Genomic DNA, 25954 nt, shown 5'->3' on the forward strand with positions numbered 1-25954 from the left:
GCCATCCGGGGGCAACTCCACGAGTTCCGCCTTCAATCACGCGAGTTCGCCGTCCGATCACGCGTGTGCGGCCTTCACGCGCTTCCCCACCTTCGGCGGTTTACGTCACCTGAGGTGATCGGGAATCCTCCGGGTACCGAGAGAAGGGCGCCTGCCTTGCCGAAGAAGCTGACACGCCGTCTCCTGCAGGGCCTGATCGGAGCGGTCCTCGTCACCACGCTCGCCCCGGCCGTCGCCTGGGCCGAACCCCCACAGGCACTGCCGTCGAACGCGACCGACGCCGACCGCACCTGGCAGCCCGCGTTCGACTACGACACCGACGGCTGCTACCCGACCCCCGCGATCTCGCCCACCGGGGCGGTGGCCACCGGCCTCAAGAATTCCGGAGCCCTCAACGGTCAGTGCCGGGACCGGTCCGACCTCGACAACACCAACTCCTACGCCCGGTCCAAGTGCAACAACGGCTGGTGCGCCCACCTGTACGACCTGTACTTCGAAAAGGACCAGGCCGTCCCGGGCATCGACTGCTGCGGGCACCGGCACGACATCGAACACGTCGTCGTCTGGGTGAACGAGGGGCAGGCCCGGTACGTCTCGACGTCCGCGCACGGCAACTACTCGACTTACGACCGCTCGAAGGTCTCCTGGGAGGGAACCCACCCGAAGATCGTCTATCACAAGGACGGCGCGAGCACCCACTGCTTCCGCATCGCGAGCGCGACCGAGCCGCCGGAGAACCACTACAACGCCTGGCAGTACCCGGATCTCGTCAGCTGGGACCGGTTCCCGCCCGGTATCCGCGACACGCTCGTCCGCGCCGACTTCGGCAGCGCGAGCCTCGCGATCAAGGACGGCTCGTTCGAGTACAACCTCGGCAAGGCCAAGCCGTCGGGCATCCCCTTCGACCCCAACGGCTGAGGCTCAGTACTCGCTCTCGGGCAGGGCGAGCCACAGCACGAGGTAGACGATGAACTGCGGGCCGGGCAGCAGGCAGGACAGCACGGCGAGCAGGCGGACCTTGCCCGGAGTGGTGCCGAAACGTTTGGCGAGACCGGCGCAGACGCCGCCGATCATGCGGCCCTGGCGCGGTCGGGTCAGGCGGGCGGCTACGGGGTTCGTCACGGGTCTTCCCTCTCTGTCATCACTGCGTGTGAAACCCATTTTCGTCGCGCGGCGGCCCGGCCGCATCCCACCGCGGAACGAAACGCACCCCTAAGGGCGTGAAATCGAGGTAAAGGAGTCACCTGGGAAAACGAGGCGGACCCTGTGTTCTTCGCCCGTAGGGGGTGGTGTTCCCGGATCTTTTGACGATACTGCTCCGGTGCCCCCGAAGAGACTCAGCGCAGTACTCTGCGGCCTGTTCCTCGCCGCGGCCTGTGCCACGCCGGAATCGGCGGTGACGTCTTCGCCGACCACCGCGGGCGACGAGGCCTTGACCGCTTCCGAGGCGCTCGGCGAATACTCGTCGCTCGATTACTGCAGCCTTGTCGACCAGCGGAAGGTGATCGGCGGCGGAAACGCGGTCAAACCGCCGTTGACCTCTTTCGAGTTCTGCCGCCTCGAATTCGTCGAGGGTGCCAATCGCTACACCGTGACCACCGGCCCGATCACTTCCGGGCAGGATCCGAACAATCAGCCGTACGAATACGCCGGGCCGTTGCCGGAAGGGCTCAGTGTCCAGCAATCGACGTTCAACCAGGACACCACCTGCACGCGGCTGCTCACCTTCGCCGACGGGATCCGGCTGTCCATCGCCGTGACCTCCGACGACAGGGCCCCGGCCGACCAGGCCGACCGCTGCCGGACCGCCGACGCGACCGTCGGCAGCGCGGCCGGGGTGATCACCGAGCGCAAGGTGGGGCGGCTGAACCTGGACCAGCGCTCGTGGGGCCGTGTCGCCCCGTGCGCCCTGCTCGACCAGCACGAACTCGACGCCGCCGCCGGAGCGGAGACCAAACCGGCCCCGGCGTTGTCCGGGCACAACTGCATCCGCGGCAAGGTCAGCTTCTCGCTGTCCGTCGGCGCGGACACCACGCCGGGCGCGACGGAGGCGCTGGGCGGACGGCAGGTCCAGGTCGCCACTTCCGGGGCGTTCTGCCAGGTGACCACGCACCGGCCGATCCCGGGCACCCCGGACCGGGTCGAGCAGGCGGCGCTTTCCGTGGTCGGTGTCGACGGGGCGGCGGAGGACGCCACCTGCGCGGCGGCACGGGAGGTCGCCGCCGCGGTGTTCCCGAAGCTTCCCTGACTAAATGCGGGGTCAGCAGCGCAGCTTGGGCAGCCGGAAGGAGCACATGACCTCTTCCAGCGCCTCGACGTCCAGCGGCGGATGCGGCAGCGGGGTCGCGCGGCCGGGTTCGGCGCGCAGGCCGTCCAGCAGCATCGCGAGGCACCGGCGCCACAGGTCCGGCTGGATACCGTGCGTGAACTCGATGACGGAGCCGATCATCTGGTGCAGCAGCGGCATGTCCGTCGGCACGATGTCCGCGCGCAGGACGCCCGCCGCTTGAGCGCGTTCGACGAGCTGTGTGATCAACGGCACCATGCGCGATTTCGCCTCGGCGACGCGCTCCTGGCCGAAGACGTTCGACAGCATGACTTCCCGTAACCCGCGGTCACCGGCGTGCAGTTCGGCGGCGCGCCAGGTGAAGTCCGCGAAGCCCTCCCACGGGTCTTCGGCGCGAAGCGCTTCTTCGGCGAACTCGCGGATCGTCTCGAACTGGTCGACGAACATCGCCTCGACCAGGTGTTCCTTGCTGGGAAAGCGGCGGTAGACGGTGCCGACGCCGACGCCGGCGTGATGCGCGACGTCGTCGAGCGTCGCTTCGAGCCCGCGCTCGCCGAAGACATCGCGTGCCGCCGCGATGATGCGTTGCCGATTGAGTTCAGCGTCGCGCCGCAGCGGCCGCGCCGGTGCGGCGGGAGCGAGGTCCCGAGCCATCCGTCCAGCTTAACAAACGAAGTAGAGGACACTTCTCCACTTCTTGTGTACCTTGGGCGCGGAAAGGGGAGATACCTACTCCACATAGCTTCTTCGTCACTATCGGTGAGGAAAACGCCCGTATGTCTGACTCATCCACCGCTGTCGCCACGCCGCCGGGGGACGCGGCCGCGCAGCACACCAACCCGCACCACGCCAGGAGATGGCTGATCCTGGTGATGATCGGTCTCGCCCAGCTGATGGTGGTGCTCGACGCCACCGTCGTGAACATCGCGCTCCCGTCGGCGCAGCAGGACCTCGGATTCTCGAACGATGCCCGCCAATGGGTCGTCACCGCCTACGCGCTCGCGTTCGGCAGCCTGCTCCTGCTGGGCGGGCGGCTCGCGGACCTCTTCGGCCGCAAACGCGCGTTCCTCGTCGGGCTCGCCGGCTTCGCCATCGTGTCGGCGATCGGCGGCGCCGCCACCAGCATCGAAATGCTGCTCGTCGCCCGCGCGGCACAGGGTGTCTTCGGCGCGCTTCTGGCCCCGGCGGCCCTTTCGCTGCTGACCACGACGTTCACCGATCCGAAGGAGCGCGGCAAGGCGTTCGGTGTCTTCGGCGCCATCGGTGGCGGCGGCGCGGCGATCGGCCTGCTGCTCGGCGGCGTGCTGACCGAGTACCTCGACTGGCGCTGGTCGATGTACGTCAACATCATCTTCGCGGTGATCGCGTTCGCCGGTTCGGCCGTGCTGCTGAAGAACTCCGAGACCGACGGCCCGCGCCCGAAGCTCGACATCCCCGGCACGATCACCGCGTCGGCCGGTCTCTTCGCGCTCGTCTACGGCTTCGCGAACGCCGAGCGCGACTCGTGGTCCTCGGTGTCGGTGTGGGGTTTCCTCGCCGCCGGTGTCGTGCTGCTCGCCGCTTTCGTGGCGATCCAGCAGCGGGTCTCGCATCCGCTCCTGCCGCTGCGCGTACTGCTCGACCGCGACCGCGGCGGCTCGTACCTCGCGATGTTCCTGCTCGCCATCGGGATGTTCTCGATCTTCCTGTTCCTCACCTTCTACATCCAGCTGAACCTGCAGTTCACGCCGGTGCAGAGCGGGGTCGCGTTCCTGCCGATGGTGGCCACCCTGATGGCCAGCGCGACGTCGGCGACGGCCGTGCTGCTGCCGAAGTTCGGCGCGAAACCGTTGGTGTCGCTGGGAATGCTGATCGCGGGGGCGGGGCTGTTCTGGCTCTCGGCCATCGACACCAGCAGCACGTACGCCGGCGGGGTGCTGTTCCCGCTGATGGTCATGGGCATCGGCATCGGCCTCGCGATGGCGCCCGCGATGAGCGTCGCGACCTTCGGTGTCGACACGCACGACGCCGGTGTCGCGTCGGCGGCGGTCAACACCGCGCAGCAGGTCGGCGGCTCGATCGGGACCGCGCTGCTGAGCACCCTGGCCGGTAACGCGGCGACGTCGTTCGCGGCCGGGAAGGTGCCTTCGGCGCAACTGGCGGCAGAAGCGGCAGTGCACAGCTACACGACCGCTTTCGTGTGGGGCGGGTGGATCTTCGTCATCGGTGCGGTGATCTGCGGGCTGCTGCTGCGGTCGGGTGCTCCGGCGAAGGCTCCTGAAGGCGCTTCGGACGCTACGCCGGTCGCCGTGCACATGTAGGTCCCTCGAATGCTAGGAAAGGACCGTTCCTTGCAAAATTTGCAAGGAACGGTCCTTTCCTAGCGCGGAGAGGGGTGTCAAGGGAGCTTTCCCCGCATGGCATGAGGGGAAAGCGTCCTTCGCGCGGCGTGGTTGTGCGGAACACCACCGCCGGATGTCATGAAAGGGTCGTTCAGGACAAGTTACGTCCTGAACGACCCTTTCATGACACTTGAGAGGGGGCGTCAGCGGGACTGCGACCGCACCGCCTCGAAGACCTCGTCGTCCCACCGGTGCGTCCGGATCAGCCGGTACCGTTCGCACGCCACCCACAGATACGCCTCGGCGTCCGTCCGCGCGCCGATCAGGTCCGCCTGCCGCAGCATCGCCACCACGGGCACGAACTCCTCGTCGAACCACCGCTGCGCCAGCGTCGCCCGATCCGAGTACGCGCCTTCGTCCTGCATCAGCCGGAAACCCCACGCCTCCACGTGCTCGCCGAGCCGCGCGTAGTCCCACGGATCGGTGAACACCACCGAAGCCCGCGCGTGTCCCGAAAGCGGGACGCGTTCCAGGAACAGCCGCCGGTAGTCCTTGACGATCAGGTCGCCGCGGTACCGGATCCCGCTCGGGTCCAGTTTGGTCCGCACCTCGGTGACCATCGCCTCTATTGTGGACAGTCGCATCGCGTGCGCCACCGAGACGCGATGATGCCCGTCGATGATGAAATGCAGTTCGCCGACGCGGTACACCTCGATCGGCGGGATCGACTCGCCGCGCCGGGTGGCGAGCGCCAGCCGTTCCCACCGTTCGCGCACCCGCCCGGACGTGGGGCGGAAGCGGCGGTCGAAATCGCGGCCGCGGTCGACGCTGCCGACGATCGAGTCGAGCCGGATCACCCGCGCCCCGATCTTCCGCTCGCCGAGATAACCGAGCGCGTCGACCACCTCGTGGAACGGCAGCATGATGTTGACGTCGTCGGGCTCGCCGCGCAGCCAGTTCGCCAGCCGCGACAGCACCTGACGTCGTCGCGCGCGGAGGAAGTCGTGTTCCGCGTCCGCACGGGGAAAACCGGTGTCCTTCATACGAACTCCATGATCCGGTGCCCGACCACGTTGCGTACCGTGGTCCCGCCGACCACCCGGTCCGGCACGGGTTCACCGTGCGGGTGGATATGCCCGTGCAGCAACCATTTCGGCCGCAGCAACTCGATCGTGCGATGGAGACAGTCGAACCCGCGGTGCGGCGGATCCTCGCGGTCGCCGCAGTGCCGCGGCGGCGCGTGCGTGAGCAGGATGTCGACGTCCCGCCCGTCCCGCCAGCGACGGAGCCGGGCCCGGCGCACCAGCCTGCGGGCACGCCGAGCCTGCTGGCGTTGCGTCCATTGGTTGGGGCCGTCGTTGTAGCGGACCGAGCCGCCGAGCCCGGCGAACCGGAGCCCGCCGACGTCGACGATCCGGCCGTCCGCGTTCACCCCGCCCGCCGGTCCCGGCCACACCGTGGGAAAACCGTCCTTCATGGACAGTCCGCCGTAGCGGGTGTAACCGGACAGATCGGGGTCGTGGTTACCCGGGACGAACACGCACGGCACGTCGAGCGCGCCCGCCAGGAACTCGAGGTAGTCGTACGGCAGATCACCGGCACCGATGACGAGGTCGGCCCGATGGTTGCGGACGGCGGACGTCCACAGCCGCTCTTCGACCTCGTCCGCGACCACCAGCGCTTTCATGCGCTCCAGGGTAAGCCCGGCGGCGCTACTTCGTGCCGTGCGCGAACGCGGGGTCCTTGGCGATGATCGCGATCACGATGCCGAGCCAGACGACGCAGAACGCCAGCGCCCAGAACTTGAGGTTGGTCAGGATCCTTGGCATGAGGGAACTCCAGAACTACCGAAAGGGGAAGAAAGGTCAGAGCCAGCGGTTCTTCCTGAATATTCGGTAAAGCAGGATGCAGACGCCGAAGATGACCGTCATCGCCACCGGGTAGCCGAACCGCCAATGCAGCTCCGGCATGTAGTCGAAGTTCATCCCGTAGATCCCGGCGAGCGCCGTCGGGACCGCGATGATCGCCGCCCACGCGGTGATCTTGCGCATGTCGGTGTTCTGCTGGAGGGTGATCTTCGCCAGCGTGGCGTCCACCAGGGTGGTCAGCAGCTCGTCGAAGTTCGAGACCCGCTCCGAAACGGTCGTCAAGTGGTCGGAGACGTCGCGGAAGTAGGAACGGACCTCGTCCGGGATCAGCCGCGTGTACCCCTCCGCGAGCCGCTGCAGCGGAGTGCCGAGCGGCATGACCGCGCGGCGCAGTTCCAGCACCTCGCGCTTCATGAAGTAGATCTGCTCGGCGCTCACCTTGGAGCGCGGCGCGAAGACATGCGTCTCCATCTCGTCGATGTCCGACTCGATGGCGGTGGTGACGTCGAGGTAGTGGTCGACGACGTGGTCCGCGATCGCGTGCAGCACCGCGGACGGCCCGAGGGCGAGCCGCTCCGGATCCTGGTCGAGTTCGCGGCGCAGCCTCGCGAGCCCCGAGTGGTTCCCGTGCCGCACGGTGATCACGAAGTCGCGGCCGAGGAAGGCCATCAGCTCGCCGGTCTCGACGATCTCGTTCGCCGTCGCGGGCGACTCGTGCTCGACGTACCGGACGGTCTTCAGCACCATGAACAGCGTGTCGTCGTAGCGCTCCAGCTTGGGCCGCTGGTGTGCTTCGAGCGCGTCTTCGACGGCCAGCTCGTGCAGGCCGAAGGTGTCCGCGATGCCCTGGATCTGGACCGCGTCGGGCTCGTGCAGGCCGATCCAGACGAACCCGGCGTGCCGTTTGCGCACCTCTTTGATGGCCTCGGCGTGCGTCCAGCGGCCGGGCAGGCGCTTGCCGTCCACGTACACCGCGCAATCGACGACGTACGCCGAAAGGGGGACGGGCAGCGGGCGTTCGGGGACGCTCTTGGCGCGGCCGTTGCTCCGGCCGCGAAGGCCGCCGAGCGAGGGAATGGCAGGCATGGGATCTCCTGGGCAGACGTCGTGCGTTGGTGCGCGAAGACGACGGGCCAAGCGGTCGGGGGCCGCTCGGCTAGGCCAGCGTTCCCGGTTTCGTCAGCCCTGCCAGGTGGGGATCCGGCGAGATGTGAAGGCGGAAACGCTGCGACTACTAGGAAGCGGACTATCGCCACTGGACATCGGGTTCCTCACCTCCTTCGGCTCGGCGGACGGTTACGCAGTGGCGTGGGTCGCGTTGACGACCCGACACCAATGGTCGAGGGTACTCCTCAACACGAAGGCCTGTCGTTCCAGGCTCACGCCGCGTTACTCGTGCAGGAGGAATGGGTGCAGTTCGGTCGCTATTACGAAGAGTTCGAGGTCGGTGCGGTCTACAAGCACTGGCCGGGCAAAACGGTCACCGAGTACGACGACCACCTGTTCTGCCTCATCACGATGAACCACCATCCGCTGCACCTCGACGCGCACTACGCCGAGGAGACCACCGACTTCGGCAAGAACGTCGTGGTCGGCAACTACATCTACTCGCTGCTGCTGGGGATGTCGGTGCCGGACGTGTCCGGCAAGGCGATCGCGAACCTCGAGGTCGAATCGCTGAAGCACGTGAAGCCGACCTTCCACGGTGACACCATCTACGGCGAGACCGAGGTGCTGGACAAGACGCCGTCGAAGTCGAAGGACGACCGGGGCGTCGTCTACGTCGAGACCCGCGGCTACAAGCAGGACGGCACGATCGTGTGTGTGTTCCGTCGCAAGGTGATGGTGCCGAAGCGGTCTTACGGTGACACCAGGGGCGGTGAACAGCCCGGCCGTCCCGTGCCGCACGAATAATGGGTGTCACGAACGGGAAAAGGGAGCGCGTCGATGCCCATCGGGCTGGATGAGATCAAGAGCCGCCTGCGGAAGTTCGCGAGGGTCGAGGCGGCCGGTGTTTCGCCGCTGTACGAGCACCTGGCGGCGAAGGCGGCCGAGGACGACGACGTCGCCGGGCTGCTGACGGACGCCCGCGGTGGTGAAGCACGCGGAACGCTGCTCATGGCGACCGCGCACCGCCTCATCCAGGCCGACCCCATCCACCCGCTCTCACGGTATTACCCGTCCGTCGGCGGTTTCGACGGCGTGGACTCGGAGACGTGGCCCTTGTTCCGCTCGTTCCTGCTGGAACGGGCGGACAAGGCGCGCGCGATCATCTCCTCGCGGTACACGCAGACCAACGAGGTCCGCCGGGCCGCGCTGCTCTACCCCGCGATGACGATGGCCGCGAAGGAGGCGGGCGGCAAGATCGCGCTGCTCGAGGTCGGCTGCAGCGCGGGCCTGCTGCTCGGCATGGACAAATACGCCTACCGCTACCAATGCGATGGCGGTGAACAGCTCACCGCCGGGCCCGCGAAGACCGCCGTCGGCCTGCACTGCGCGCTGGACCTCGCGCCCGGCGCCGTCACGCCGAAGGTGCCGAAGAAGCTGACGATCACCGCCCGCGCCGGCCTCGACCGCGCCCCGGTGGACCTGGCCGACGAAGACGAACTGGCCTGGCTCGAAGCCTGCGTCTGGGCCGACCAGCCGGACCGGATCCGGCTCCTGCGCACGGCCGCGGCGGCACAGGGCAAGCAGCGGCCGGAGCTGATCGCGGGCGACGCCGTCGACGATCTCGCCTCGGCGGCCGCCACGCTGCCCGCCGACGCCCCGCTCGTCGTGCTGACCAGCCACGTGCTGGCGTACCTGGGGGAGCGGCGGGCCGACTTCCTCGAAGCGCTCCGCGAGCTCGCCGCGGACCGGCCGCTGTGGTGGGTCAGCGAGGAGTTCTACGCCGCCGCGCTGGAGCCGCTGGTGACCGGCAGGACCGACCTGGCCGAACCGGTGGACCAGGCCGTGCTCGGGCTCGTCCGCTGGGATTCCGGCGTCCCGGATGTGCGGGCACTGGCCAGAACGGCCCCGCACGGGCAGCGGATGACCTGGCTGCCGGTTTAGCGGTTCCGCTGAGCCGCTGACGGCGGTCGGCTGCGCCGGGCCCGGCCACGGCCGACGTTGCGAAAGCCACTTTCGCAACCTTCAACGTTGCGAAAGTGGCTTTCGCAACCTCTCGGGTCAAGGCCGGCACCCAGCGGGACCGGCGAGTCGCCAAGCCCAGAGTAGGCCGCGCGTGGACGAGAGTGGGCGGTCGGCGCGAACCCGGACGGAGCCCGTCAGCGACTGATGGTCGTTAGCGTTTCCGCTCTTCGGAGATGACGGGAAAGCATCGGCGAGGATAGTTTTCACCTCTCACACTGCTTTATCCCGCGTCTTTCGGGGCTACCCGGTCGGCAGCACTCCCCAGTCGCGGAGAGTGACGAACAGGAGTTCGGCCAGGCGGCCGTCTTTGTCGAGTTCGATCAAGGTTTCGGCGTCGATCCACCGAGCGTCGTCGGCATCGTCCCCGGCACGGAGAGTGCCGCCGGTGACCGTGCAGGCGTAGTCGTGGATGTCGTAGGGGCCACGGCGGACGTTGCCGACAGGTGTGCCCGGTATCACGTCGAGCCCGGTCTCTTCGCGCATCTCGCGAATGACGGCCGCTTCGTCCGTTTCGCCTGGTTCGACGCGTCCGCCGGGGACCGACCAGAGTCCACGTCCGGGTTCATTCGCGCGCCGGATCAGCAGGATCCGGCCGAGCTCGTCGTGGACGATGCCGCCGACACAGCGGACGGTGCTGTCCGAAACGGTGTTCATTCCCGAATGGTAGACGCGGGCTTCCTGACAACAGCTGTCCTGTACACGGAGAGTAGCCGTGCGGTACACTTCCCCCTGCCGGCTGACCCAAGCGCGGGACTTCTCTCCCGCGCCGGTGGAAGGTGCGGTACAAAATGAATGGTCAGTATCCGCAGTCAGTCACCGTAAGAGACAGGATTGATCGCTGTGAACGCGAAAAAGCTCCTCACTTTCGCAGGAATCGCGTTGGTGCTGTTCTTCGTGATCGCGCAGCCAGGTCAGGCCGCGGGCCTCGTGGGAAACATCATCGGCTTCCTGCGTGACTCGGCCGAATCGGTGATCACCTTCGTCAGCAACGTCTTCAGCTAGCGGAGGAGCGGATACTCTATCGGTATGTTCGCCCCACGCGATCCAGACGAGTATCTCCTCGACACCGAGCGGCGGGTCATCAGGATCCGCCGTCACTGGGCGGTGCTGCTGTGGGACACCTTCGAGGCGGTGGCCTTGCTGGCCATCTGCGTCCTGGTGTCCTACCTGCTCCCGCCCGCCGCGTGGGTCATCCAGAACATCCTCTGGTATGCCGCGTTGCTCGTCATCCTGCGCTTCGCGTACGTGGTGATGGAGTGGTGGGTCGAGCGATTGGTCGTCACGGACAAACGATTCGTGATGACGACCGGCGTCTACACCACCAAGGTGCTGATGATGCCGATCACCAAGGTCACCGACCTCACCTACGAACGTTCGGCGTGGGGCCGGATGATGGGGTACGGGACGATGGTGGTCGAGTCCGCCGGTCAGATCCAGGCCCTGAACCGCATCGACTACCTGCCGAAGCCGGAAGAGTTCTACGACACGATTTCCGAGCTCGTCTTCGGCGACAAGCAGAAGCAGGCCGAGCGCTTTTCGATGATCAAGGCGCAGCGTGCGGCCCGCGGCAAGAAGAAGGTCGGTTAGCGCAGGTCCCGGGGTCGCTGTGACCTGGCGCATCGTCGATACTGATCGGCGATGCGCATCGACCTGCACGCCCACTCCACCGCCTCCGACGGCACCGACAGCCCTGCCGGGCTGGTCGCCGCCGCCGCGAAGGCGGGCCTCGACGTCGTCGCGATCACCGATCACGACACCACGGCCGGCTGGGCCCCGGCCGCCGAGGCACTTCCACCGGGGCTCACCCTGATGCCCGGCGCCGAGCTGTCCACGATCTCCGTCGACCCGGTGACCGGGCGGCACATCAGCGTCCATCTGCTCGCGTACCTCTTCGACCCGGAGTCGGCGGCGGTCGTCGCCGAGCAGACCCGGCTGCGGTCGGAGCGGCGTTGGCGGCTGCGGGTGATGGCCGAACGGATGGCCGCCGACGGTCTCCCGGTGGATCCCGACGAGGTCATGTCGCTGCTTCCCGAGGACGGTTCCGCCGGACGGCCGCATCTCGCGCAGGCCCTGGTGCGGGCCGGTGTCGTCTCGTCGGTGAACGAGGCGTTCGGCAGTTATCTCGGCAACGGCAGCGGATATTTCGTGGCGCGGCAGGACACGCTCGTGGAGGACGCGATCGACATGATCGCGGCGGCGGGCGGGGTCACCGTCATCGCGCATCCCTTCGCCTACACGCGCGGGGCGACCATCAGCGTGGACGTGCTCGCCGGGCTGGCCGGGCACGGGCTCACCGGGGTCGAGGTCGACCACCCGAACCACGACGAGGAGACCCGCGTCCGGTTGCACGGGCTGGCGGGGGAGCTGGGGCTCGTGCGCACCGGGTCGAGCGACTACCACGGCACGAACAAGACGATCGACCTCGGCGACGAGACCACCGATCCGCTCGCGTTCGAAGAACTCGTCGCGCGGGCCACCGGCTATCAGGTCGTGACCCGGTGACGATCACGGACTTCTTCGACGCGCGCCTGTTCATGAGCGCGACGATCACGCTGATCGTCATCATGGACCCGCCCGGCACGGTGCCGGTGTTCCTGAGCCTGACCGGCCGCAAGTCGGTGGCGTTCCGCGCCAAGGCCGCGCGGCAGGCGGTGCTGGTGTCGTTGCTGGTGATCTCGCTGTTCGCCGTGGCGGGACAGGCGATCCTGTCCTACCTCGGCATCGGGATCCCGGCGTTGCAGGGCGCGGGCGGGCTGTTGCTGCTGCTCATCGCGCTGCAGCTGCTGACCGGCAAGACCGGCGGCGAGGCCGAGGCGGCGGGCGACGACGTCAACGTCGCCCTCGTCCCGCTCGGGACGCCGCTGCTCGCCGGCCCGGGCGCGATCGCCGCGACCATCGTCTTCGTGCGGCAGGCCGATGGCCACGTCGGCGCGTACGTGGCTCTCGCGCTTTCGATCGTGACGGTGCACTTCGTGTTGTACCTGTGCATGCGGTACTCGGGCGTGGTCATCCGGCTGATCAAGGAAAGCGGGATCACGTTGCTGGCGAAGATCGCCGGTCTGCTGCTGGCCGCGATCGCGGTCGAGCTGGTGGCGAACTCGGTGAAGGGCTTCATCTCGGGCACGTGACGTCGCCCGTGGGGCCGCCCGGCCGATGCAATGAAAGTGTCTTTCCTTGCCGAATTTGCAAGGAAAGACACTTTCATTGCACGCGGGCTGCCGTGAAGGCGACCTGCACGGACTGCTGCCAGGCGGGTGGTAGCAAAGGTCCCTTACTCCCTTCGGCGGGGATCCCCTCGAAAAGTGTCGGTGGGGGTGCGTAGCGTTGCGGGCGGGGTGATCCGATGGAGCAGATTGGTTTCGACTTCGGCGTCGAGGCGCCGCGCAAGCTGACGAAGGTCTCGCCCGCGCGCCTCGCGACGTTCGAAGACTGCCCGCGCCGCTACCGCATGTCGTATCTGGACCGCCCGTCCCCGGCACGCACCGGCGCGTGGGCGCACAGCACGCTGGGTGCGGTGGTGCACAACGCTTTGCGGGCGTTGTTCGACCTGCCGGTGGTCAAGCGCGTGCCGCAGCGGGCGATGGCGCTCGTCGCCGAACACTGGAAGGACGCCGGGTTCGAAGACGCCGATCAGGCCGCCCGGTATCGCGCCAGGGCGAAGGCCTGGGTCGCGGAGTACGTCGAGCACAACGACGTCAGCGTCGATCCGGTCGGGCTGGAGCGCTGGGTTTCGGCGCCGGTCACGCTCGAACCGGGCAGCGGGCCCAGTCTCATCATCGAGGGCCGCGCCGACCGCATCGACCAGCGTGGCCGGGAACTGGTGATCATCGACTACAAGACCGGCCGCCGTGAGCCGGACGAGTACGAGGCGCGCTCGTCGCAGGCCTTGGCGCTGTATGCGGTCGCGGCCGCCAGGACCCTGCGGACGCCGTGCTACCAGGTCGAGCTGCACCACGTGCCCACCGGGACGGTCGCGGCCGCCGAGCACACCGAGCAGAGCCTCAAGCGGCATCTCCAACGCGCCGACGAGACCGCCGGAGACCTGCGGCTGGCAACGGATACCCTGGACGCCGGCGGCGACGAGGACGTCCTGTTCCCGGCGCGCCCGGGCCGCCGTTGCTCATGGTGCGACTTCCGGCCCAGTTGCGCGGCAGGCCAGGAGGCCGGGCCCGCGGCTCAGCCGTGGGAGTTGCTGGCGCCCTAGATTCTCCAGACCCGACGATAGGACAGGCGAGGACGTGTCGTCACCGGACACCGAAGAGCTCGCGACCACCCCACCGCCCTCGGACGAGCCCGAGACGCCCCGAAGCGGCCGGTTCTGGCGGGGGCTGACCGGATCATTGGCCGCCGGGATGGTCGTGCTCGCGGTGTTCGTTCTCGTGATCGCCGGAGTCTGCCTGTTCGCCGGTGCGCCCGGGCCGGGGCCGCTGATGCTGATCGGTCATCCGGTCGCGGCGGTCGTCGCCTTGCTGGCCCAACGGGTCGCCGACACGCGTAATGGCCGCGTCGCGGGCTTCGCGGGTCTCGGTGTCGTCGTGAGCGTGACGGCCGCGCTGAGCCTGTTCTGGTGGAGCTGACACGGCAGGAAGGTGTCATTGATCGGAAAAGGCGCCTCGTTCCTGCGAAAATATGGCTCACTGGGCATGTCGTGGACGAACACGCCGCCCCGCAGCGAGGACGAAGGGCCTGTTGATGACCTACCCACCCCAGCCAGGACAGCCCGACCAAGGTCATGGCGGGCAGCAGTATCCAGGGCAGCAGCCGGGCCAGCCGTATCCGGAACAGCAGTCGGGCCAGCAGCCGTATCCGGGCCAACAGCAGCAGTACCCGGGGCAGTACCAGCAGGGCGGTTACGACCAGAGCGGCGCGTACCCGCAGCAGCAGTACCCCCAGCAGCAATACCCCGGCTACGGCCAGCAGCAGTACGGACAGGGCTTCGGCGGGCCGCCCGCGCCCCCGAAGAACAACAAGACCGGCCTGATCGTGGGCATCGCCGCGGCGGCCGTGGTGGTGCTCACGCTGGGCATCACCGGATTCGTCGCGCCCGGGTTCTTCCTCGGTGACGACAAGGCCGAGAAGGCGTCCGGCCCGGAAGGAACCGCGCAGGCGATCATCGACGGCATCAACGCCCATGACAGGGCCGCGTTGACGGAGCTGAAATGCGCGAGCGCCGAGAAGGACATCGACCAGATCATCGAGCGGGTCAGCGAAGCGTCGGACGCCTCGCTCGGCCCGGTCACGAAGGTCTCCGAGACCAAGGCCACGGTCGCCGTCACGCTGACCGTCGCGGGGCGGCCGGGCACCGCCACCGGCACGCTCGTCAGCGAAGGCGGCAAGTGGTGCTGGAAGGAAGTCAGCCGGCTGCGTACTTCCCGGACTTCGACGACGCGCTGACCGCGGGCCGGTAGCAAGGGACCTTTGCTACCACCCGCCGGTCACTTGAGGGCGGCGACGGTGGGGCCGCGTTGCTCCAGCAGCACCGGCCCGACCGAGGAGAGCAGCACCGGACCGGTGTAGCCGCGCCTGTCGACGCCGACGGTGCGGATGGTGGCGCCGGTCGTCTCGTCGAGCACGGCCAGCCCGCCCTGGATGGGCACGACCAGCTGCTCCCCGAAGGTCACGCCCGGGCCGGTCGAGTTGTTCAGCGTCCAGCGCGGCGTGAGGTCGTCCCGCGAGAACGCCATGGTCTTCGAGCCGGTGAACCAGTAGACGCCCTGCGCGGTCCACGAGGTCGTCATGACACCGCCCACCGGATCCTGCGTGATCTCGGCCTCGAGCACGTCGAGCGGATAAGCAGACTTCTGCAGGCCGTCGCCACCGTAGATGACCAGCAGTTTCTGCTCGGGCAACACGATCAGCGCGAGATCGCCGGACATCGCGACGACCTTCGCGTTCTTCCCGGCGAGCACGGTGCTGTAGTCGACCTTCGGGTCGTCGGCCTCGTCGTTGGTCGCGCGGTAGACGGTGAAGCGGTCGGCGGGGTCGCCGGGGCAGCGCTCGATCACGCCGATCTTGCCCGCCGCGGCGGCCACCGTGCCGTAGGTACAGCCGGTCCTCGGCTGCTTGTTCGGGTTCACGATGGCGGGGACCTGGCCGTACTCCATGCTCTTGACCAGGTCGTCGCGCCAGGTGTTCAGGAGTTTCTTGCCGGTCGTGGTGACGTGCGATCCGTCGACGACCAGCCGCGTCCCGAGCTCGGCGTCGCCGTTGCGTTGCGCCGTGCGGCGCCCGGTGCCCGCGTCGAGCTGGGTGACCTCACTGCAGCCGGTGTCCTTGCGGTACACCGCGTCCACCTTGATCCCGGCGAGCGCGACGGTGCACAGTTCGAGATCGCGCGAGTAGCGCCAGCGGACTTCGCCGGTGTACGGGTCCCGGCCGAGGACTTCGCCCTTGTCGGCGGTGACGACGGTGTTGGCCTCGCCGATCGGGACGGGGGTCGACGAGCTCGGCGCCTGCCAGAGTTCACTCAACGAGCCGGGGACCTGCGCCGGCGCCGGCGGGAGCCCGGGCGGCAGGGTGGTGGCGACCTGCGCGACCGTCGCCGCGTTGTCGCTGTTCACCCCGATGACCACACCGGTGACCGCGACGACCACGACGATCGCCGCGGCGATAACGCGGTCCCGCTTGCGGTTCCACGGGGAGGGCCGGGCGCGTTTCCCGCCCAGCGGCGGCTCGGTGGCCACCGGCTGAGCGGGGTCGGCGTCCAGCACGTCTTCCGTGCCGATCGCGTTTTCAGCCGTTTCGGGCTGCTCGGGATCGGCGGGCACGGGCCGCGCCGGTTCGTTGTCCGGCGCGGCGTCCCAGCGTTCGCTCACGTGCCCCTAGCTCCCCACGTCCGCAGTATGAAAGCTCAGTCTGCCGACGCAGGTGTATCAGAAGTCGCCGACGGACGGCGACGGCGGCGTCGGCGAGCCGGACGCTCGGCGCTGTCGCCTGCCTCCTTCTCGACCGCGGGGCCACTGACCTCGGGGCTCGGCTTCGCGCCACCGCGGCTGCGGCGACGGGTCCGCGTGCGGCCCTCCGACGCGGCTTCGCTCTGGCTCTCGGCGCTGTCCGCGGAAGCGCTCGCCGCGGCGTCGGCGGCCTCGATCTTGGCGGCCGCGTTCGCGCCGCCGCGGGTCCGCTTGCGCGGCGCGCGGTTGCGCTTGCGGGGAGCCTCTTCGTCGCTCGCCCCGCGGCCACGGCCGCGGCGCTTGCCGCCAAGGTCTTCTTCGACCTCGGCCGAAAGGCCGGCGCGGGTCCGCTTCGACAGCGGCAGACGCCCGGTGGTGCCTTCCGGGATGCCGAGGTCGCTGAACAGGTGCTTCGACGACGAGTACGTCTCGACCGGCTCGGGCTTGTCGAGCCCGAGGATGTCGGAGATCATCTTCCAGCGCGGCTCCTCGTCCCAGTCGACGAGGGTGATCGCGACGCCGGTGCGGCCCGCGCGGCCGGTGCGGCCGATGCGGTGGACGTAGGTCTTCTCGTCCTCCGGCGTCTGGTAGTTGATCACGTGCGTGACGTCGTCGATGTCGATACCGCGGGCGGCGACATCGGTGGCGACCAGCACGTCGACCTTGCCGGAACGGAACGCGCGCAGCGCCTGCTCGCGGGCGCCCTGGCCAAGGTCACCGTGCACGGCGGCGGCCGCGAAGCCGCGCTCGACCAGATCGTCGGCGACCTTCTGCGCGGTGCGCTTGGTGCGGGTGAAGATCATCGTCAGGCCGCGGCCTTCGGCCTGCAGCGCGCGGGCGATCAGCTCGGGCTTGTCCATCGAGTGCGCCCGGTAGACGAACTGGGTGGTGCGCTCGTGGATGGCGCCGGCGTCGTTCTCCTCGGCGCGGATGTGCGTCGGCTGGTTCAGGAACGTACGGGCCAGCGTGATGATCGGACCAGGCATGGTCGCCGAGAACAGCATCGTCTGCCGGGCGTCCGGGACCATCCGGAGGATGCGCTCGATGTCGGGAAGGAAGCCCAGGTCGAGCATTTCGTCGGCCTCGTCCAGCACCAGGCCGCGGATCTTGCCGAGCACCAGGTGCTGCTGCTCGGCCAGGTCCAGCAGTCGGCCGGGCGTGCCGATGACGACGTCGACACCCTTGCGGAGCGCCTCGATCTGCGGCTCGTACGGGCGGCCGCCGTAGATGGCCAGCGTGCGGATGCCGAGGTGCTTGCCCGCGCCCTTGAGGTCGTTCGCGACCTGGATGCACAGCTCACGGGTCGGCACGACGACCAGCACCTGCGGGGTGCCGTCGCCGGGGACCTCGACGCGGTGCAGCAGCGGGACGCCGAAGCCCAGCGTCTTGCCCATACCGGTGCGGGCCTGGCCGATCAGGTCGTCGCCGGCCATGGCCAGCGGCAGCGTCAGGGCCTGGATGGCGAAGGTGCGCTCGATCCCGGCCTCGCCGAGGGCCTTCACGATCTCCGGCTTGATGCCGAAGGAGGCGAAGGTGGGGGCTTCGGGTTCCACCGGGGCGCCCGCCTGCAGCGGGTGCGACGTGTCCAGCGCCGCCGGGCCGGTCTCGCTGTGCTCCAGCGCGACGGCCTCCGGGACGCCGGTGGTGGTGTGCTCTTCGGTTGTGGTTTCGTTCGTGGTCAGGGTGCTCGCCTCTCTCGTGACCAGCGCGCACTGCCCTGGTCACCGATCGACACTCGACCACGAAAATTCGCTCGGGCTCCGCGCTACTGGCGCTGGAGCGGCCCTTCGTGGGAATGCCGCAGGATGGCGTGCACGCACATCATTCTTGTGCTGACCGGGGCCACACCGGCTGTCCTTCAGCCGCAGCGGCGTCCCGATCCGGGACGGAAGATCCGTCGTATCCGGCGGCCAGTCTACCTGATCTGCGGTTTTTCGATACCCCCCGGCGCGCCGGGCGGGGTGGGATCGGTCTCTTCCGGTCCGTGCGGGTGTGTTCGGCGATACCCTTTCCGCCGTGACCGAGGCAAAGCAGATCAGTGAAGGCGTAGTCGATTTGCTCGGCGTACTCGCCTATGGGGAATTGTCCGCATTCGATCGCATGGCCGAGGACGCGCGCACCGCTCCGACGCTGTCCGGCCGGGCCGCGCTGGCGTCGATGGCGGCGGCCGAGATCGGGCACTACGACCTGCTCGCCAAGCATCTGAAGGGGCACGGCGTCGCGATCGAGGACGCGATGCGGCCCTTCGTCGGGCACATCGACGCGTGGCACGCCTCCACGGCACCGCGCTCCTGGCTCGAGTCCCTGGTGAAGGCCTACGTCGGCGACGGACTCGCCGCGGACCTCTACCGCGAGATGGCCAGTTGGCTCGACCCCGAGACCAAGGACCTCGTGCTCACCGTGCTCGCCGACACGGGGCATTCCGCGTTCGCCGAACGCGAAGTCGCGGCCGGTATCGAGGCCGACCCGAAGGCGCGCGACAAGCTCGCGCTGTGGGGCCGCCGCCTGCTGGGCGAGGCGTTGACGCAGGCCCAGTACGTCGTCGCCGAGCGGGACGGGCTCGCCGAGCTGATCGTCGAAGGGTCGGGCGACCTGTCGGGAATCGCGGCGCTGTTCCGTCGGTTGCAGCAGGGGCACACCAAGCGCATGCAGGTGCTGGGGCTGGGCTGAGGTCACTTCGGCTAGCCTTGGCGCACCAGTGAATTTCGAACTTTCAAGCGGAGGTCCCACGTGGAGGTCAAGATCGGCATCAAGGACACGCCGCGAGAGCTCGTGGTGTCCAGCAGCCAGTCACCCGACGAGGTCGAGGAACTGGTCGCGAACGCCTTGAGGGCCGGCGACGGGATCTTCCGCCTCGACGACGAAAAGGGCCGCAAGTACATCGTGCCCACCGACCGGATCGCCTACGTCGAGATCGCGCCGTCGGATGTTCGCAAGGTCGGCTTCGCCGTTGGTGACTAACCCGATCGGGTTGTAGTCGGATGTCACAGTGGCGTCACCGCCGCGTCTCAGCCAGCTCTCAGATTTGATCGTCACGCTAAGGCGGGGACGGCAGGGGGCTAGCCGAGAAATGAGGTGGACGGCGTCACTGTGATGGACCGCGCGCTGGTCGACGGCGTGCGCACTGTTCCCGAACAAGCCAAACGGGCCGTAGGGCGGCTGACCGGTATCGATGTCGCCCGCGGCCTGGCCGTCCTCGGCATGTACGCGGTGCATGTCGGCCCCGATCCGGCCAAAGGCGGCGTCGGGGTGCTGTTCAAACCGTTCGAAGGCCATTCCGCCGCGCTGTTCGCGGTGCTGGCCGGGGTCTCGATCGCGCTGATGTCCGGCGGACGCCGTCCCAAAGAGGGCCGCGACCGGACCCGTGTCGCGCTGAAACTGGCGACCCGCGCCCCGCTCCTGGTGGCGCTGGGGCTGTGGCTGACCAGCCTCGAGACCGGCTACATGGTGATCCTGGCCTACTACGGGGCCTGCTTCCTCTTCGCGATCCCGTGGTTGCGCGCGGGCGCGAAGGCGCTCGCGATCGCGGCGGTCGTCGTCGCCGTGGCGGGCCCGCTGCTCTCGCATCTGATCAGGGCGCAATTGCTGCCCCGTGACCTGCTCTTCTTCGCGCCGGACCTGACCGCGGACGACATCACGTCGACCGGGCTGCTGAAGGCCGCGACCGTTCTCGTGCTGACCGGCACGTTCCCCGCGTTGACGCTGATGGCGTACGTGTTCGCCGGGATGGCGATCGGGCGGATGGACCTGACTTCGCGCAGCGTGTGCCGACGGCTGTTCTTCGGCGGCTCGGCGCTCGCGGTGGGCGGGTACTTCGTTTCCTGGCTCGCGACCGGGCCGCTCGGCGGTATGCAGGCGATCTACCGGTCGCTCGAACCGGCCGCCGCGCAGATGGGGATGACGTCGCCGGAATTCCTGCGGCTGCACCAGACCTGGATCCACGGCACGCCGCCGACCACCAGCTGGGCCTGGGAACTGCTGCCGACGGGTACCTCGTACACGCCGTTCGACCTGCTGATCTCGATCGGGATCGCGGCGGCGGTGATCGGCGGCTGTCAGCTGCTGATGCCGAAGTTCGAGCGCGTGCTGCGGCCGCTTTCGGATCTGGGCGGGCGGGTGCTGAGCGCGTACGTACTGCATTTCGTGGCGATCGCGCTGCTGTGGGACGAGAGCGACGGCGACTCGATCTTCAGCGTGCTGCATTTCGTCGAGTTCTCGGTGGTGGCGCTGACCGCCGCGGTGCTGTGGCGGAAGTTCGTCGGGCGCGGGCCGCTGGAATGGGCGATGAACAAGCTGTCGAGCTGGCCGAAGTACGTGCTGCCCAGTGCTCGGGTGCCCGCTCCACGGCGGGGCTGACCTGCGAAGTGGTAGCAAAGGTCCCTTGCTCCCCGGAAGTACATGAAGGCCCCCTTCCTTGCGCTAGACGTAAGGAAGGGGGCCTTCATGTACTTCCGCCTGGTCAGGCGTTGAGTTCGTTCAGTTCTTCCAGGCTGGTCGGCACGTGGAAGGGCGGCGTGCTGGTGCCCATGATGCGGTAGCGGTCCCACGGGTCCGGGTCGGAGAGCTCGCCCTTCGCGCTGTACTCACCAGCGCGGATCTCGACGGCGGTCTTCTTGCCGCCGGCGGCCGCCGACACCTGCTCGTTGGTGGCGACGCGGCCGTACCAGCGGTAATACCCGTCGATGGGCTGGAAATAGCCCCGCAGGTCCACCGTGGTGGCGATCTCGGTCCCGTCGATCACGAGGACCGCTTCGCCGGCGTAACCGTCTTCGTCGTGCTCGCTCACTGTGCCTCCGATTCCTTCCGCATCTGGACGACCTTGTTCTCTTCGAGCGGCAGGTTCGGGTCGATGACGATGCCCTGCTGCCGGGAGAGGCCGTCGATCGCGGCCCAGATGATCTGCGTCAGGTACTCGACGACGCTGTCGCGGCCCATCGAGCGCCGGTCCAGCCACCATTCGCCGGTGCTCTGCACCATCCCGACGATGCCGTGCGCCCACGGTTCGGCGGCGCCGGAGTCCATGTTGAACATCCGCATGTAGTCGCCGAGCAGCGCGGTCAGCGCGGTGGCGATCAGTTCCTTGTCCTCGGCGACGACGTCGGATTTGACCACCGCCTTCTCCTGGAGGCCGCCGCGTGCGAGCAGGCGGTACAGGTTCGGATGCTCCTCGATGACGCTGAAGAAGGAGTCGAGCGCCATCCGGATCCGGGGGACCGGGGCGAGCTCGGAGTTGATCGCCGGGATCAGCCGCTGGAAGAGGATCTCCGTGCCGCGCTGCCCGAGCGCGACGTACAGATCCGCCTTGTCGTCGAAGTGCCGGTACAGCACGGGTTTCGTGACGCCCGCTTCGGCGGCGACGTCTTCCATGCCGAGGTCGGGGCCGTGCGCGTCGAGCGCGCGCAGGGCGGCCTCGACGAACTCCGCGCGGCGCGCGATCCGGTGCTTGCGCCAGCGGTCGCGACGGGCGTCGCCCGTGTCGGCCTCACCCGCCGTGGGGTGCTTGCTCGACTGCTTGCTGTTGCGCTTGACACGTTCGATCACCCCAGTCATGCTACCAGAGGTAACTGTTACCACGAGTTACAGATAGGGGTGTGTCGGCAATGACGCGGGCGCTGAAGGAAACAGACCGGGAGAAGACGGCCGAGCGGCTGCTCAAGTCCTCCGCGAACAAGTTCTACGATCCCGACGTCGACATCGACTGGACCGCCCCGCTCGTCGACGGGAAGCGGTACATCCCGGCACATCGTTCTTCGCTCTACGGCACGAAATTGTGGGACTCGCTGTCGGAAGAGCAGCGCATCGAACTCGGCAAGCACGAGGTCGCCAGCGTCGCCACGACCGGGCTGTGGTTCGAAATCCTCCTGATGCAGATGCTGCTCAAGGAGGTCTACGAAGAGGACCCGACCAGTTCGCACGCCCAGTACGCGTTGACCGAGATCGCGGACGAATGCCGTCACTCGACGATGTTCGCGCGGATGGCCTCGCGGATCGGCTGCCCGTCCTACGGGCCGGTGCCGTGGCTGCGGCGGCTGGCGAAACTGATGCCGTCGATCAGCTACGGTCCCGCGCGCTACGGCGCGATCCTCGTCGCCGAAGAGGTCCTCGACCGGCTTCAGCGCGAGCAGATGAACGACCCGGACATCCAGCCGCTGGTGCGCATGGTCAACCGGATCCACGTGCTCGAAGAAGCCCGGCACGTCACCTTCGCCCGTGAAGAGGTGACTCGCGGGATGGCGAAACTGTCGAAGAAGGAAATCCTCTATCAGCAGTTCATCATCGCGCTGATCTCGTATTTCGTGACGCGGGCCTTCATCAACCCGAACGTCTACAAGGCCGTCGGCATCCGTCCGCGTGACGGCGTCGAGGCCGCGCTGAACAACCCGAATTGGCGCGAAAGCATCCAGTGGGCAGGCGAGAAGATCATGCCGTTCCTGCAGGAGTCGGGGCTGGTCGGCAAACCGGGCATGTACTTCTGGCGCAAGTCCTTCCTGCTGCCGGGGAAGCGATGAGGAGCGTCAAGCAGCGCGACGCCGTCTCGTGGGACCCGTCGCGGCAGCATCGGTTCGTGACCGGTGACGGCACCGCCCTGCACGTCGAGACGAGCGGGCCCGCCGACTCCGAGCTCACGCTGGTGCTCGTGCACGGCTGGACTCAGGACCACCGGACCTGGGACGGCGTGGTGTCGCGGCTCGGCGATTCCGTCCGGACGCTGCGCTACGACCTGCGCGGCCACGGCGGTTCCGCGCCGGCGAAACCGGGCACGGCCACGATCGCGACCCTCGCCGACGACCTCGCCGAGCTGATCGAGGACCGTGTCCCGAACGGGCCGATCGTGCTCGCCGGGCACTCCATGGGCGGCATGACGATCATGGAACTTTCGCGCAGGCACCCCGATCTCGTGGCCCGGCGCGTCGCAGGGGTCGCGTTCGTCGCCACGTCGTCCGGTGAGATGGACCGGATCACCCTCGGCCTGCCGGGGATCGCGGGCAGCGGCGCGGCGAGGTTCGAACGGAGGCTCGCGAAGCTGCTCGCGAAGAACCGCCGGGACGCCTTGCCGCTGCCGCTGTCGGTGGTGCGGCCCGGTGCGCGGCTGCTCGTCTTCGGGCGGCGGCCTCAGCGGGCCGACGTGGACTCGGTCGCCGAGCAGCTGCTGTGCGCGCATCCGGCGAGCGTCGCGGGATTCCAGGACGCGATTTCGCGGCACGACTGCCGGGTCACGCTGGCCGCGCTGCAGGGCAAACCGGTGATCGTGCTGGCGGGGGAGCGGGATCGGCTCTGTCCGCCGCCGCACGCCAAGGTCATCGCCGACGAGCTGCCCGAAGCCGAATTCGTGCGCTATCCGGGGGCGGGGCACATGCTTCCGCAGGAGCGGGCTCAGGAGGTTTCGGACCGCATCGCGGCACTCGTCCGCCGCGCCGCGAGGGTCTGAAAAGGGGAGCAAGGGACCTTTGCTACCACTTCTCTCGACATTGAGACAAGTGGTAGCAAAGGTCCCTTGCTCTCTTTCCATAGGTCAAAGCCGCGGCAAGGTGGTTGTGCGTGTCTGAGAGGACGGCGCGTGTGATCAGGTGGACGACACGCGTGACTGGGTGGACGACACGCGTGTTGCCGGGGCCGAAGGCTCCTTTCGCCGCATCGGACGCAGTGAAGGGAGCCTTCAGCACACGCACGACAGCGAATAAACGCCCAGACAGGGGCGAAAGTGGCTTTCGCGACGTGCGGTCGGCGCGGGTGGTAGCAAAGGTCCCTTGCTCTTTTCAGAGGGACGTGTAGCCGTTCGCCAGCAGATGGACGCCCGCCTCCCGGTAGGCGTCCTGGTCGTCGACGGCGAGCGTGGCCAGCCCGTCGACGTAGCGGTTGAACATGCAGAACGCGGCCGCGATCAGGACCGTGTCGTGGATTTCGACGTCCGTCGCGCCCTCCGCGCGGGCGGTCTCGATCAGGTCTTCGCCGACCGACTTCCCGCTTTCGCGGACGGCGAGTGCGACGTGCAGGAGCGCCCTCACCTTCGCCGACACGGGGGCGCCGTCGACGTCCTTCCACGCCGCCTCCACCACTGGCATGCCGCCTTCGAGTGCTTCGGCGGCGACGGCGGCATGGCTGAGTGAGCAGAACGTGCAGTCGTTGCCGCGCGAGACGACGGCGCCGATCAGTTCGCGTTCGCCCACGCTGAGGCTGCTCGGGCCGCGGAGCAGGACCTCGGCGAGTTGCCCGAGCGGCGCCGCCGTCTCCGGCCGGTAGGCGAACAAGCCGGTGATGCCGGGAAGGTTCTCGTCGAGCGCGATATGCGGCATGGTGACTCCTCGCGGATCGGCAACGCGGTCACTCGATTGATAGCCGAAACCGGGCTCGACGCGATGCCGCTGGATTGCTCGAAACGAGGGGGCGGTGTGATCATCAGAATCCGGGGGCGTGCGCTTCCCGACGGCGAGTACGTCGATCTCTACGCCGACGGCGATCGATGGACCACCGATCCGGTTCCGAGGGCGGAACTGGTCGCCGAAGGCTGGCTCTTGCCGGGCCTCGTCGACGCCCACACCCATCCCGGGGCCGAGGAGCCCGGCGACCCGATGGACGAAGAGATCCTGCGGGCCGATCTGCACCGGCACGTCGACGCCGGGGTCACGATGATCCGCTCGCCGGGGCTGCCCGGTGAGCCGCCCGAGTGGTTCGGCGCCGAACCCGGGCTGCCCCGCGCGGTGCACGCCGGGCCCTGGATCGCCCAGCACGGCCAGTTCTTCGACGGCTGGGGCCGTCGCGCCACGCACGCGGAGCTCCCCGGATTGGCCGCGGCACAAGCGAAACGCACCGGTTGGGCCAAGATCATCGCCGACTGGCGGGCGGGGGACGACGCCGTGCCGTCCGACGTCATGACCGCGGTCGTCGAGGCGGTGCACGCGGCCGGTGGCCGGGTCGCGGTGCACTCGCAGCACGCCGCCGGCGGGGAAGCGGCGGTGGCCGCGGGAGTCGACTCCGTCGAACACGGGATGTGGCTCGATCCCGTGTACCTGCCGGACATGGCGGCCCGCGGAACCGCGCTCACGCCGACGCTCTCGGTGTTCCAGGCGGCGCTCGGGCGGGCGCGGAACCGTGAGGACACCCCGCGGAAACGGTGGTTCGTCGGCGGGGCGGAGGCGCATCCGGGGTTGATCGTGGCGGCGGCCGAAGCCGGGGTGAAGATCCTCGCCGGGACCGACTCCCGGCCGCACGGCCGGGTGGGCGCCGAGATCCGCGCCCTCGCGGAAGCGGGGCTGCGACCCCACGACGCCCTCGCCGCGGGCTCGTGGGCCGCGCGCGAATATCTGGGGTTGCCCGGGCTGGTTCCGGGCGCGCCCGCCGACGCCGTCGTCTACGCGGAAGATCCGCGTGAGGACCTGGAACGGCTGGAACATCCCATCGCGGTAATTCTCCGGGGTGTTCGCGTCAGGTGAGCTAACGTGATCTTTTCGACTG

The 25954-nt window shown here is 68.5% G+C and carries 29 protein-coding genes; 18 read left to right on the forward strand and 11 right to left on the reverse strand.

The window, feature by feature from the left end; translation table 11 throughout:
- The first annotated feature begins 156 nt into the window (after positions 1–156).
- Complete coding sequence (locus tag AVR91_RS37315; RefSeq protein ID WP_063271978.1) at positions 157–918, forward strand: NPP1 family protein; 762 nt, start codon at positions 157–159, stop codon at positions 916–918.
- A gap of 3 nt (positions 919–921) precedes the next feature.
- On the opposite strand, the gene AVR91_RS37320 is transcribed toward AVR91_RS37315, so the two are convergent.
- The gene (locus tag AVR91_RS37320; protein WP_034313416.1) at positions 922–1122 is read right to left on the reverse strand and encodes a PspC domain-containing protein; all 201 of its coding nucleotides are present in this window, start codon (positions 1120–1122) and stop codon (positions 922–924) included.
- 199 nt (positions 1123–1321) lie between these two features.
- Between AVR91_RS37320 and AVR91_RS37325 the strand changes: the two genes are divergently transcribed.
- A complete protein-coding gene (locus AVR91_RS37325) occupies positions 1322–2248 on the forward strand; it encodes a hypothetical protein (RefSeq protein WP_063271979.1) in 927 nt (308 codons plus the stop codon).
- 12 nt (positions 2249–2260) lie between these two features.
- Here AVR91_RS37325 and AVR91_RS37330 read toward each other — a convergent pair whose 3' ends face one another.
- Positions 2261–2941 (reverse strand): TetR/AcrR family transcriptional regulator, encoded by a 681-nt coding sequence (locus tag AVR91_RS37330; RefSeq protein ID WP_063271980.1) that lies wholly within the window; start codon positions 2939–2941, stop codon positions 2261–2263.
- Positions 2942–3063: 122 nt separating this feature from the next.
- On the opposite strand from AVR91_RS37330, the gene AVR91_RS37335 reads away from it, so the two are divergent.
- Positions 3064–4587, forward strand: coding sequence for an MFS transporter (locus tag AVR91_RS37335; RefSeq protein ID WP_063271981.1), 1524 nt, complete (start codon positions 3064–3066; stop codon positions 4585–4587).
- A gap of 224 nt (positions 4588–4811) precedes the next feature.
- On the opposite strand, the gene AVR91_RS37340 is transcribed toward AVR91_RS37335, so the two are convergent.
- From AVR91_RS37340 to corA, 3 genes are all read right to left on the reverse strand, one after another.
- A complete protein-coding gene (locus AVR91_RS37340) occupies positions 4812–5651 on the reverse strand; it encodes a ParB N-terminal domain-containing protein (protein ID WP_016331473.1) in 840 nt (279 codons plus the stop codon).
- Positions 5648–6295, reverse strand: coding sequence for a metallophosphoesterase family protein (locus tag AVR91_RS37345; protein WP_063271982.1), 648 nt, complete (start codon positions 6293–6295; stop codon positions 5648–5650). Before AVR91_RS37345 ends, AVR91_RS37340 begins: the two co-directional genes overlap by 4 nt.
- A 178-nt stretch (positions 6296–6473) precedes the next feature.
- Complete coding sequence (gene corA, locus AVR91_RS37350) at positions 6474–7562, reverse strand: magnesium/cobalt transporter CorA (protein ID WP_016331475.1); 1089 nt, start codon at positions 7560–7562, stop codon at positions 6474–6476.
- Between the two features lie 249 nt (positions 7563–7811).
- On the opposite strand from corA, the gene AVR91_RS37355 reads away from it, so the two are divergent.
- A complete protein-coding gene (locus tag AVR91_RS37355) occupies positions 7812–8390 on the forward strand; it encodes a MaoC family dehydratase (RefSeq protein ID WP_016331476.1) in 579 nt (192 codons plus the stop codon).
- A 33-nt stretch (positions 8391–8423) separates the two neighbouring features.
- Entirely contained in the window at positions 8424–9527 is a 1104-nt protein-coding gene (locus AVR91_RS37360) for a DUF2332 domain-containing protein (RefSeq protein WP_063271983.1), read from the forward strand.
- 321 nt (positions 9528–9848) lie between these two features.
- On the opposite strand, the gene AVR91_RS37365 is transcribed toward AVR91_RS37360, so the two are convergent.
- On the reverse strand, positions 9849–10262 hold the full coding sequence (locus AVR91_RS37365) for an NUDIX hydrolase (RefSeq protein WP_063271984.1): 414 nt from the start codon (positions 10260–10262) through the stop codon (positions 9849–9851).
- 186 nt (positions 10263–10448) lie between these two features.
- On the opposite strand from AVR91_RS37365, the gene AVR91_RS43010 reads away from it, so the two are divergent.
- The 7 genes from AVR91_RS43010 (at position 10449) to AVR91_RS37395 (ending at position 15002) form a co-directional block, all read left to right on the forward strand.
- Entirely contained in the window at positions 10449–10610 is a 162-nt protein-coding gene (locus AVR91_RS43010) for a hypothetical protein (RefSeq protein WP_005167589.1), read from the forward strand.
- Positions 10611–10634: 24 nt separating this feature from the next.
- On the forward strand, positions 10635–11195 hold the full coding sequence (locus AVR91_RS37370; protein ID WP_016331479.1) for a PH domain-containing protein: 561 nt from the start codon (positions 10635–10637) through the stop codon (positions 11193–11195).
- 51 nt (positions 11196–11246) lie between these two features.
- Complete coding sequence (locus AVR91_RS37375) at positions 11247–12110, forward strand: PHP domain-containing protein (protein ID WP_063271985.1); 864 nt, start codon at positions 11247–11249, stop codon at positions 12108–12110.
- Positions 12107–12736 carry a MarC family protein gene (locus tag AVR91_RS37380; protein WP_016331481.1) on the forward strand — a complete coding sequence of 210 codons (630 nt, stop codon included), beginning with the start codon at positions 12107–12109 and terminating at the stop codon, positions 12734–12736. Before AVR91_RS37375 ends, AVR91_RS37380 begins: the two co-directional genes overlap by 4 nt.
- Before the next feature lie 215 nt (positions 12737–12951).
- Positions 12952–13812: a RecB family exonuclease gene (locus AVR91_RS37385; protein ID WP_016331482.1), complete on the forward strand. Its 861-nt coding sequence runs from the start codon at positions 12952–12954 to the stop codon at positions 13810–13812.
- A 34-nt stretch (positions 13813–13846) separates the two neighbouring features.
- Positions 13847–14185: a hypothetical protein gene (locus AVR91_RS37390; RefSeq protein ID WP_063271986.1), complete on the forward strand. Its 339-nt coding sequence runs from the start codon at positions 13847–13849 to the stop codon at positions 14183–14185.
- Positions 14186–14300: 115 nt separating this feature from the next.
- Positions 14301–15002 carry a hypothetical protein gene (locus tag AVR91_RS37395; RefSeq protein WP_063271987.1) on the forward strand — a complete coding sequence of 234 codons (702 nt, stop codon included), beginning with the start codon at positions 14301–14303 and terminating at the stop codon, positions 15000–15002.
- 41 nt (positions 15003–15043) lie between these two features.
- Here AVR91_RS37395 and AVR91_RS37400 read toward each other — a convergent pair whose 3' ends face one another.
- Complete coding sequence (locus AVR91_RS37400; RefSeq protein ID WP_063271988.1) at positions 15044–16423, reverse strand: Rv3212 family protein; 1380 nt, start codon at positions 16421–16423, stop codon at positions 15044–15046.
- Positions 16424–16458: 35 nt separating this feature from the next.
- Positions 16459–18054 (reverse strand): DEAD/DEAH box helicase, encoded by a 1596-nt coding sequence (locus AVR91_RS37405; protein ID WP_063271989.1) that lies wholly within the window; start codon positions 18052–18054, stop codon positions 16459–16461.
- 463 nt (positions 18055–18517) lie between these two features.
- Here AVR91_RS37405 and AVR91_RS37410 point away from each other — a divergent pair, with 463 nt between their 5' ends.
- The 3 genes from AVR91_RS37410 to AVR91_RS37420 all read left to right on the forward strand — a co-directional run bounded on the left by AVR91_RS37410 (position 18518) and on the right by AVR91_RS37420 (position 20857).
- Positions 18518–19171, forward strand: a complete 654-nt coding sequence (locus AVR91_RS37410) for a ferritin-like fold-containing protein (protein WP_043848581.1) — start codon at positions 18518–18520, stop codon at positions 19169–19171.
- Between the two features lie 60 nt (positions 19172–19231).
- Positions 19232–19462 (forward strand): DUF3107 domain-containing protein, encoded by a 231-nt coding sequence (locus AVR91_RS37415; protein WP_016331489.1) that lies wholly within the window; start codon positions 19232–19234, stop codon positions 19460–19462.
- Between the two features lie 114 nt (positions 19463–19576).
- The gene (locus AVR91_RS37420) at positions 19577–20857 is read left to right on the forward strand and encodes a heparan-alpha-glucosaminide N-acetyltransferase domain-containing protein (protein WP_063271990.1); all 1281 of its coding nucleotides are present in this window, start codon (positions 19577–19579) and stop codon (positions 20855–20857) included.
- A 103-nt stretch (positions 20858–20960) separates the two neighbouring features.
- On the opposite strand, the gene AVR91_RS37425 is transcribed toward AVR91_RS37420, so the two are convergent.
- Together AVR91_RS37425 and AVR91_RS37430 are read right to left on the reverse strand one after the other, a co-directional pair.
- Positions 20961–21287, reverse strand: a complete 327-nt coding sequence (locus AVR91_RS37425; protein ID WP_016331491.1) for a DUF4873 domain-containing protein — start codon at positions 21285–21287, stop codon at positions 20961–20963.
- Positions 21284–22051, reverse strand: a complete 768-nt coding sequence (locus AVR91_RS37430; protein WP_063271991.1) for a TetR/AcrR family transcriptional regulator — start codon at positions 22049–22051, stop codon at positions 21284–21286. Before AVR91_RS37430 ends, AVR91_RS37425 begins: the two co-directional genes overlap by 4 nt.
- A 50-nt stretch (positions 22052–22101) precedes the next feature.
- Between AVR91_RS37430 and AVR91_RS37435 the strand changes: the two genes are divergently transcribed.
- Positions 22102–23010 (forward strand): AurF N-oxygenase family protein, encoded by a 909-nt coding sequence (locus AVR91_RS37435; protein WP_063271992.1) that lies wholly within the window; start codon positions 22102–22104, stop codon positions 23008–23010.
- Positions 23007–23930 (forward strand): alpha/beta fold hydrolase, encoded by a 924-nt coding sequence (locus AVR91_RS37440; RefSeq protein ID WP_063271993.1) that lies wholly within the window; start codon positions 23007–23009, stop codon positions 23928–23930. The genes AVR91_RS37435 and AVR91_RS37440 overlap by 4 nt, the downstream gene beginning before the upstream one ends.
- A 328-nt stretch (positions 23931–24258) precedes the next feature.
- Here the strand turns inward: AVR91_RS37440 and AVR91_RS37445 are convergent, their stop codons facing one another.
- Complete coding sequence (locus tag AVR91_RS37445) at positions 24259–24795, reverse strand: carboxymuconolactone decarboxylase family protein (RefSeq protein ID WP_063271994.1); 537 nt, start codon at positions 24793–24795, stop codon at positions 24259–24261.
- A 96-nt stretch (positions 24796–24891) separates the two neighbouring features.
- Here AVR91_RS37445 and AVR91_RS37450 point away from each other — a divergent pair, with 96 nt between their 5' ends.
- Positions 24892–25932 (forward strand): amidohydrolase family protein, encoded by a 1041-nt coding sequence (locus tag AVR91_RS37450; RefSeq protein WP_063271995.1) that lies wholly within the window; start codon positions 24892–24894, stop codon positions 25930–25932.
- The last annotated feature ends 22 nt before the right edge of the window (positions 25933–25954 follow it).

The organism is Amycolatopsis keratiniphila subsp. keratiniphila (genome assembly GCF_001620365.2).
Classification (GTDB): Bacteria; Actinomycetota; Actinomycetes; order Mycobacteriales; family Pseudonocardiaceae; genus Amycolatopsis; species Amycolatopsis keratiniphila.

Excerpts from the sequence above, each read along its gene's own strand:
- AVR91_RS37330 (WP_063271980.1), bottom strand. The coding sequence starts at position 2,941 with ATGGCTCGGGACCTCGCTCCCGCCGCACCGGCGCGGCCGCTGCGGCGC.
- AVR91_RS37335 (WP_063271981.1), top strand. The coding sequence starts at position 3,064 with ATGTCTGACTCATCCACCGCTGTCGCCACGCCGCCGGGGGACGCGGCC.
- AVR91_RS37340 (WP_016331473.1), bottom strand. The coding sequence starts at position 5,651 with ATGAAGGACACCGGTTTTCCCCGTGCGGACGCGGAACACGACTTCCTC.
- AVR91_RS37345 (WP_063271982.1), bottom strand. The coding sequence starts at position 6,295 with ATGAAAGCGCTGGTGGTCGCGGACGAGGTCGAAGAGCGGCTGTGGACG.
- corA (WP_016331475.1), bottom strand. The coding sequence starts at position 7,562 with ATGCCTGCCATTCCCTCGCTCGGCGGCCTTCGCGGCCGGAGCAACGGC.
- AVR91_RS37355 (WP_016331476.1), top strand. The coding sequence starts at position 7,812 with ATGGTCGAGGGTACTCCTCAACACGAAGGCCTGTCGTTCCAGGCTCAC.
- AVR91_RS37360 (WP_063271983.1), top strand. The coding sequence starts at position 8,424 with ATGCCCATCGGGCTGGATGAGATCAAGAGCCGCCTGCGGAAGTTCGCG.
- AVR91_RS37365 (WP_063271984.1), bottom strand. The coding sequence starts at position 10,262 with ATGAACACCGTTTCGGACAGCACCGTCCGCTGTGTCGGCGGCATCGTC.
- AVR91_RS37370 (WP_016331479.1), top strand. The coding sequence starts at position 10,635 with ATGTTCGCCCCACGCGATCCAGACGAGTATCTCCTCGACACCGAGCGG.
- AVR91_RS37375 (WP_063271985.1), top strand. The coding sequence starts at position 11,247 with ATGCGCATCGACCTGCACGCCCACTCCACCGCCTCCGACGGCACCGAC.
- AVR91_RS37385 (WP_016331482.1), top strand. The coding sequence starts at position 12,952 with ATGGAGCAGATTGGTTTCGACTTCGGCGTCGAGGCGCCGCGCAAGCTG.
- AVR91_RS37395 (WP_063271987.1), top strand. The coding sequence starts at position 14,301 with ATGACCTACCCACCCCAGCCAGGACAGCCCGACCAAGGTCATGGCGGG.
- AVR91_RS37430 (WP_063271991.1), bottom strand. The coding sequence starts at position 22,051 with ATGACTGGGGTGATCGAACGTGTCAAGCGCAACAGCAAGCAGTCGAGC.
- AVR91_RS37435 (WP_063271992.1), top strand. The coding sequence starts at position 22,102 with ATGACGCGGGCGCTGAAGGAAACAGACCGGGAGAAGACGGCCGAGCGG.
- AVR91_RS37440 (WP_063271993.1), top strand. The coding sequence starts at position 23,007 with ATGAGGAGCGTCAAGCAGCGCGACGCCGTCTCGTGGGACCCGTCGCGG.
- AVR91_RS37445 (WP_063271994.1), bottom strand. The coding sequence starts at position 24,795 with ATGCCGCATATCGCGCTCGACGAGAACCTTCCCGGCATCACCGGCTTG.